This window comes from Streptomyces niveiscabiei (assembly GCF_001419795.1).
Taxonomy (GTDB): domain Bacteria; phylum Actinomycetota; class Actinomycetes; order Streptomycetales; family Streptomycetaceae; genus Streptomyces; species Streptomyces niveiscabiei.
Map to the genome: position 1 here is coordinate 1 of NZ_LIRL01000620.1, position 7,722 is coordinate 7,722.

At 67.3% G+C, this 7,722-nt stretch carries 6 protein-coding genes; 2 read left to right on the forward strand and 4 right to left on the reverse strand.

Translation table 11 applies throughout. The features are described from left to right. Positions 1 to 92: 92 nt before the first annotated feature. From AOK24_RS28395 to AOK24_RS28410, 4 genes are read right to left on the reverse strand one after another with little or no spacing between them, the layout of a single operon-like run. The gene (locus tag AOK24_RS28395) at positions 93 to 1,601 is read right to left on the reverse strand and encodes a GH39 family glycosyl hydrolase (RefSeq protein WP_079057036.1); all 1,509 of its coding nucleotides are present in this window, start codon (positions 1,599 to 1,601) and stop codon (positions 93 to 95) included. Then, positions 1,598 to 3,268: an ABC transporter substrate-binding protein gene (locus AOK24_RS28400; RefSeq protein ID WP_055722906.1), complete on the reverse strand. Its 1,671-nt coding sequence runs from the start codon at positions 3,266 to 3,268 to the stop codon at positions 1,598 to 1,600. The genes AOK24_RS28395 and AOK24_RS28400 overlap by 4 nt, the downstream gene beginning before the upstream one ends. 28 nt (positions 3,269 to 3,296) lie before the next feature. Then, positions 3,297 to 4,196, reverse strand: a complete 900-nt coding sequence (locus AOK24_RS28405; protein ID WP_055722911.1) for a carbohydrate ABC transporter permease — start codon at positions 4,194 to 4,196, stop codon at positions 3,297 to 3,299. Next, positions 4,193 to 5,185, reverse strand: a complete 993-nt coding sequence (locus AOK24_RS28410) for an ABC transporter permease (RefSeq protein ID WP_055722907.1) — start codon at positions 5,183 to 5,185, stop codon at positions 4,193 to 4,195. Before AOK24_RS28410 ends, AOK24_RS28405 begins: the two co-directional genes overlap by 4 nt. 228 nt (positions 5,186 to 5,413) lie before the next feature. Between AOK24_RS28410 and AOK24_RS28415 the strand changes: the two genes are divergently transcribed. Continuing rightward, the gene (locus tag AOK24_RS28415; RefSeq protein WP_055722908.1) at positions 5,414 to 6,412 is read left to right on the forward strand and encodes an acetylxylan esterase; all 999 of its coding nucleotides are present in this window, start codon (positions 5,414 to 5,416) and stop codon (positions 6,410 to 6,412) included. Positions 6,413 to 7,195: 783 nt separating this feature from the next. Continuing rightward, the coding region (locus AOK24_RS28420; protein ID WP_055722909.1) for a DUF1775 domain-containing protein at positions 7,196 to 7,722 on the forward strand (527 nt) is incomplete at its 3' end.

Consider the following 7,722-nt stretch of genomic DNA (forward strand, 5'->3'; position numbering starts at 1 on the left):
GAGGAGGACTTCGGTGGTGAGGAGGGTGTGGATGAGAACGGCGGTACGGGAGAGGGGACCCGTACCGAAAGAGGTGATCGCACTGTTGGCGCTCATCCCACCTCCCTCCCCAACAGCCGCCTCTCGTCCCACCACTCCGAGGTCTCGTCCACCACCGGCGCCAGCTCCACGAGCGTGATCTCGTTGCGGGCCAGCGTCAGCTTGAGGTCTGCCCGGCCGTCCTCCAGGCGTACGCGGTAGTGCGTGCGGCCCGGCTCCGACGCCTCGTGCAGCATGTCCAGTTGGCCCTGTTTCGGGGAGCGTGGGCTGCCCATCTCGCGCCATGCCGTGTACGCGTTGCCGTGGTCCTCGTCGACCGTGGAGCGGCGTACGAACGCCTCTGCCCCGGTGAGCGGGATCGAGAGGTGGACCTCGTGGTGAGCCGGGCCCGGCGTCTGCCCCGTGGGGTCGACCGGGGCCCAGCACAGGGCGGTCACCCGGCCGTCCCGGTGCCGGGTGACCAGGTGGTGGTCGCCCCTGGACAGGAGGTCCTCGCCCAGGCGGGCCATGAACGCGTACAGGTGGAACGTGGGCTTCTTGACCTGACGGTGCGTCAACAGGCCGAAGCCGCCGTGGAACAGGGCCGTCGGGACGCCCGCCTCCTCGAACATGTCGCTGAACGTCCAGTACGAGAAGGAGTCGGCCAGCTCGCCGCCCTCCGCGAGGACCGGCGCCAGGTAGGCGGCGTTGAACGCGGTGTCGTGGATCGGGTTGTCGGGGCAGTAGGAGGAGTTGAACTCGGTGATGTGGACGGGGAGTTCGGCGTACCGCGTGCCGGCCAGCTGGCGGCGCGGGGTGGCGAACTGGTCGAGGAGTCCCGAGGCCGGTTCGAGGGTCTGGTACGAGGCGAAGGGGACGCGCTGGGCGGGGCCGGAGGTGTAGGCGTGCCGGGAGACGAAGTCGAGGGGGACGTCATTCCGGTCGGCGAACTCGGCGAAGCGGGGCAGCCATTCGTCGGCGCCGGGCGAGATAGCGGGGCCGCCCACCTGGAGGGAGGCGTCGACTTCCTTCACGGCGTGCGCTGTCGCCTCGTACAGCTGGTGGTACGCCTTCTCGTCGGCGTTCTCCCAGAAGAGGTCGAGGTTGGGTTCGTTCCACACCTCGATGGGCCAGGTGCGGACCTCGTCGAGGCCGTGGCGGTCGATGAGGTGGGTCAGGGTGGCGCGGACCAGGCCGGCCCACTCCTGGTGGTTGCGGGGCGGGGTGACGTTGCCCTTCCACCAGAAGACCGTCTGGGAGCCGGAGGCCAACTCCTCGGGCATGAAGCCGAGTTCAAGGAAGGGGCGGATGCCGAGCTCCAGGTAGGAGTCGATGATCTGGTCGACGTAGGTGAAGTTGTGGTGGAGGCGCCGGGTGCCCTGGTGTTCGTAGGGGCGGACGACGCCCATGCTGTCGCCGAACAGGCCGTGGCCCCGGATGTACCGGAAGCCGATCTCGCGCTGGACCAGCTTCAGGGAGTCGACGTAGTCGCGGCGCAGGGCGAGTTCGGTCCGGCCGGTGCCGACGCAGTGGCGCCAGGCGGTGGAGAAGGGGCCGGTCGGCTCGGCGGGGACGCGGATCACGCGTGCTCCTTCTGGTAGCGCTGGTACGCCTTGTTGTGCAGGGCGACGAGCTGGTCCATGTTCTTGGACTTCAACTCCGAGACGTAGGAGTCCCATTCGGACAGCGGACGCTTGCCGAGGGCGAACTGGAGGACGTTCTGGCCGACATGGTCCTTGAGGGGGGTGTCCCAGAGGGTGGCCTGTTCCTGCTCGAAGGATTCGAGGGGGTGGGCGGGGGCGACGGGGAGTTCCTTGCGCTGGGCCATCGCGTCCTGGAACTTCTTCTCGTCGGGGCTGAAGTTCGAGGAGACCAGCGCCCAGCTGCCGCCGTACGTGAACACGCCGTTGAAGAAGCCGAAGTCCTTCTGGAGGTCCTTGGGAGCGTCCGGGATCGAGCCCATGAGGGAGATGCCGGGCTCCAGCTTGTACTGGCCGCCGCTGTAGGTGTAGGTCGTGCCCTGGACGCCCCACTTGCAGAACCGCTGGCCCTCGTCGGAGTACCAGAGCCAGTCGACGAACTGCATCATGGCGACGAAGTCGTCGCTCTTGAGGGCCTTGCTGGAGATCATGAGGCCGTTCTCAAGACGGCCGCCCCCGAGCACGACGGGCCCGGCGGGGCCCAGCGGCACCGGGACCATCTCGATGGTGGCGCCCTTGACCTGCTTGCTCAGGTTGTAGCGGTACTCCTGGACCAGGACCTGCGGGTTGGCGCTGATCGCGAAGGACTTCTCGGCGAGGAGCTTCTGCTGCGCGTTGTCGTCGGTCTGGGTGAAGCTCTCGGGGTCCATGAGCTTCTCGGAGACCAGCTTCGCGACGAACTCGACCATCTGCCGGAACTCGTCACGGGCACCGGTGAAGACGAACTCCTTCTTCGCGGCGTCCCAGCTGAGGTTGTCGTAGGACCAGCCGGCCTGAATGCCGTACGCCTGGCCGAGGTAGCCGAAGAACGCCCCGGGCGGGAATGGGGTGTTGACGTTCCAGCGGTCGGAGAAGGGGTAGCGGTCGGGGTATTCGGACTTGAGGGCCTTGAGGACGTTGTAGACCTCGTCCCAGGTGGTGGGCAGGGCGAGGCCGTGCTTCTGGAGGACGTCCGTGCGGAACGCCATGGAGTAGCCGGACTTGAGCTTCTCGTGGAGGCCGGGCAGCAGGTAGTAGTTGCCGTCGGACTGGCGGATCGCGTCGAGTTCCGGCTCCAGCTTCCATCTCTTCACCTTGTCCTGGAAGTTGGGCATCAGGTGGAGGTACTCGCTGACCGGGAGGATCGCGCCGGAGGAGACGAAGGCGGCCTCGGAGGGGTGGTAGGTCTTGGGGATCAGGAAGGGCGCGTCGCCGGAGCCGATGAGGAGGCTGCGCTTCTTCTCGTAGTCGCTGAGCGGCACCGAGATCGGCTTGAGGGTGACGCCGGTGCGGCGGGCCACCTCCTTCCAGAACAGCCAGCTCGTCTTCATCGGGTAGGCCGGGTTGTCGTTGTGCAGGACGTCGAAGGAGAGCGGCTTGGTGGCCTTGAACTGCTGGCCGACGCGGAAGTCGTCCATCGCGCCGTTCCGCTTCTTCGAGAGGTCCTTGGAGTCGCCGCCGTCGTCGCCGCTGCCGCAGCCGGTGAGGGTGGCGAGGCCGATGAACCCGGCGGCGGCCAGGATCTGACGGCGTGACAACTGGCCTGCGTTGGGGCGGGAGTTCTTCTGCACCGGAGTACTCCTTGGGAGGTGGGGGCGGTCAGCCCTTGACCGCGCCGAGCATCACGCCCGAGACGAAGTAGCGCTGGACGAACGGGTACACGCACAGGATCGGCAGCGAGGTGAGCACGATCGTCACGGCCTGGATGGACGCCGCGACCTGCGTGCCCTGCTCGGTGGTGGCGCCGGCGTTGGAGGCCCCGGTGGCGCCCGCGATGAGGTTGCGCAGATAGACGGTGACCGGCATGAGGTCGGTCCGGTCCATATAGAGGAACGCCTGGAACCAGGAGTTCCAGAAGGACACCGAGTAGAACAGGATCATCGTCGCGACGACCGCCTTGGACAGCGGCAGCACGACGCGCAGCAGGATGCCGTACGTACTGAGCCCGTCGATCTGGGCGGCCTCCTCCAGCTCGCTCGGCAGGGACTCGAAGAACGCCTTCATCACCAGCAGGTTGAAGACGCTGATCGCGTTGGGCAGGGCGATGGCCCACACCGAGTTCTTCAGGCCGAGGCTGGTGACGAGGACGTAGTTCGGGATGAGGCCGCCGGAGAAGAACATCGTGAACACGGCGACACCGACGAGGAGTCCACGCCCCTTGAGGTTCTTCTTGGACAGGACGTAGGCGTAACAGGTCGTCAGAATCATGGCGACGGCGGTGGCGACGACCGTGTAGAGGACGGTGTTGCCGTAACTGCGCCAGAACACCGAGTCGTTGATGACGGTGCGGTACGTCGTGAGGTCGAACCCCTTGGGCCACAGGGTGACTTGACCCGAGCGGATCTCGCGCTCGCCGCTGAAGGAGCGGGCGACGATGTTGAGGAACGGGTAGAGCGTCAGGACGACGACGCCGGTGAGGACGACGCCGTTGACGCCCTGGAAGACGCGGTAGCCGCGCGTCGGCTGGTTGACCGAGGTGCGTACCCTGACCTTGCTCACCACAGGCTGGTCCCCACTGTGCGGCGCGAGAGCTGGTTCGCGGAGGTGATGAGGACGAGCCCGATGACCGCCTCGAACAGGCCGATCGCCGCCGCGTAGCTGAAGCTGTTGGACTCGACGCCGGCCCGGTAGAGGTAGGTCGAGACGACGTCGGCGGTCGGATAGGTCAGCGGGTTGTAGAGCAGCAGGATCTTCTCGAAGCCGACGGCCATGAACGTGCCGATGTTGAGGATCAGCAGCGTGATCATGGTGGGCCGGATACCGGGCAGGGTGACGTGCCAGATCTGCTGCCAGCGGTTGGCGCCGTCGATGCGGGCGGCCTCGTACAGGTCGTCGTCGATGGTGGTCAGCGCGGCGAGGTAGAGGATCGTGCCCCACCCGGCGGTCTGCCAGATCTCGGAGCCGACGTACACCGTCCGGAACCACTCGGGTTCCTGGATGAACCGGATCGGATCGTGCCCGAACCAGCCGAGGAGATGGTTGACCGGACCGTCGGTGGCGAGCATCTGCATCGTGATCCCGGCGACGATCACGATCGACAGGAAGTGCGGCAGATACGAAACCGATTGCACAAAGCGTTTCAGCGCGGTGCGCCGGACCTCGTTGAGGAGCAGCGCCAGCACGATCGGGATCGGGAAGCAGAAGACGAGGGTCAGCAGGCCCAGCCACAGGGTGTTGCGGAAGACCTGCCAGAAGGTGGGATCGCTGAGGAACATGCGCACATAGCGCAGCCCCACCCACTGCTCGCCCAGGATCGAACCGCCCGGCTCGAACCGGCGGAAGGCGATGACGTTCCCGATCATCGGCAGATAGCGGAAGACCAGGAAGAACAGCAGCGGCAGGATCACCAGCGAGTACAGCTGCCAGTCGCGCCGCAACGCCCGACGCCAACTGCGGCGCGCGGACGGGTACTTCGGGCCACCCGGGGACTTCGGGGGTGGCGGGTCCTGGGTGCCCGGCGGGGGCGCCGACGTGGTGGAGGTGCTCATGCTCGGGCCTCCCGGAGCAGGGACGCGGAACCGAAACTTTCGAGCTCTTACCGGTAACTTCGCGGCAACTTATGGGCACGTAGAAACCGCTGTCAATGGGTCATGCAGGAGATTCCTCAGGAAGGCATGGTGCGTTGGAAGCGTCTCCAGAGGGGTAGAACAGGGAGGTCCGACCCTGCCCAGCTCCGCAAGTTTCCATTCCGTTACCGAATCCTGCGAGGTGTCGCCGTGGGTACGTTCGATCTGCCCCTGATCGATCTGGAGTCGTTCCGGCCACCCCTGGACGAGCCCGCCGACTTCGACTCGTTCTGGCACGAGACGCTCAAGGCCGCCGCCGAGGTGCCGTTGCGCGTGCGGACCGAGCCGGTCAGCAACGGGCTGAAGCTGACGGAGACCTGGGACGTCACGTTCCCCGGGTTCGGCGGCCATCCCGTCCGGGCCTGGTACAGCCGCCCCGCCGGAGTGCCGGACGCGCTGCCGACCGTCGTCGAGTACGCCGGGTACGGGCGCGGGCGGGGGCTGTCCCACGAACGGCTCACCTGGGTCAACGCCGGGTACGCGCACTTGCTCATGGACAACCGGGCCCAGGGGGACAGCTACGGGAGCGGCGGGGGCGGGACCCTCGACCTCGGGCCAACTGTCGCCGGGGGGCCGGGAGTTGTCGTACGGGGGCTGCTCGATCCGTACCAGTACCACTACCGGCGGCTCATCACCGACGCGGTGCGTGCCGTCGAGGCGGTGCGGACGTTGCCGGGCGTCGACGCGTCCCGGGTCGCCGTCGTCGGGAACAGCCAGGGCGGGGGGCTCGCCCTGGCTGTCGCCGGGTTGGTGCCCGACCTTGTCGCCGCGCTGGTGACCGCGCCGTTGTTGTGCGGGGTTCGGCGGGCGTTGGATCTCACCGACGCGGGGCCCTACGGGGAGATCGCCGCGTATCTGGCCGTGCATCGGGGCGTCGAGGAGGCTGCGTATCGGACGCTGGCCTATGTGGAGGGGGTTTCGTTCGCCCGGCGGGCTCGGGCCCATGCGCACTTCGGGACGGGGCTGCGGGACCGGGTGTGTCCGCCGAGTGGTGCGTTCGCCGCGTTCAATCGGTACGGGGAGGTGGGGGGTTCGCAGCCTCGGCGGGAAATTCATACGTACGCGTACAACGGGCATGAGGGTGGGGACGCGGTTCATGTCGCGTTGCAGTTGGAGTGGTTGGCGGGGGTGTTCGAGGGGGTGGGTTGAGCAGGATGACGGGGTGATTCGTATCCGTCCGGGGAGCTGGTGCTTCATGATGGGCGGACCATGAGTGGAATGGGCTGGGGTTCTGGGGCGAGTGCGGCTTCGTCGTGGCTTGTCGCGCCCCGCAGCGGAGCTGCAAATAGATACAGCCCCGCGCCCCTAAGAGGCGCTGGCGCGCCTATGCCTGTGGCTCGCGCCGGTGTTTTTGCTGCGGTTGGCGCTGCCCTGGGGGCAACCGCTCACCACCTCATCGCCGACGAACCTCCCCACTGGCAGCGCGTGTTGGTCGGTGCGGGTGTGCTGTTCGTGCTCGGACTGCTGGGCGCCCGCCGCCCCCGCTCGTTGCCCGTGATGACACTCGCCTGCGCCCTCGCACAAGGCGGATTGCATCAGTGGCTCGCAGCGAGCCATCACACGGGCGCACACTCCCACCACGCCCCAGAAGCGCACACTTCCTGGACCATGACCGCCGCCCACGCCCTCGCCGCCCTGCTTGTCGCGGCCCTGCTCCAACGCGCGGACCGCGTCATCTGGCGGCTAGCCCAAGGCATACGGAACCGCACCGCCGCTCTCAAGGCACTAACGGGATTCACCCCCGCCTCCCCCAATGCACAAGTCTTCCCACCCCGCATCATCACCCTCCCTAGATGCGCCGGTGGCGTAACACTCGCGCACGTCGTTGTCCGAAGAGGCCCTCCAGCAGCCAAGTCAGCCCACCCCAACTGACCTTCCCCGGACGGACGTTGAGCCGATCCGCGCTACACCCCTGCCTGGAGACAACGAACCATGCTCAAGAAAACCCTCACCACCCTCACCGCCACCACCCTCATCCTCCTCACCGCCCAATCCGCCGCCGCCCACGTAGAAGTGAGCGCCGACAACCCCCAGGCCCTCGCCCAGAACGTGGAGTTGACCTGGTCCGCAGAGTCCGAGTCGGCGACGGCCGGCATCAAGGAAGTCCGCGTCGTCCTCCCGAAGGGCATCGCCCCCGCCGACGTGACCTACGTGAGCGGCCCCAAGAGCTGGACCCTGACGGCGACTTCGGACGGCTTCGCAGTGAAGGGCGCCCCCCTGCCGACCGGCGAGGACGCCGAAGTCTCCGTCACCGTCAAGCAGTTGCCGGACGCGGAGCAGCTCGTGTTCAAAACGCTCCAGACCTACGGCGACGGCAAGATCGACCGCTGGATCGAGCTGGAGGAACCCGGCAAGGCGGAGGAGGAGCCCGGCCACTCCCACAGCGGAAACCCGGCACCGGTCCTGAAGTTGAAGGCGGCGGCGCTGCCCCAGCCCACCTCCACACCGACCGCCCCGGC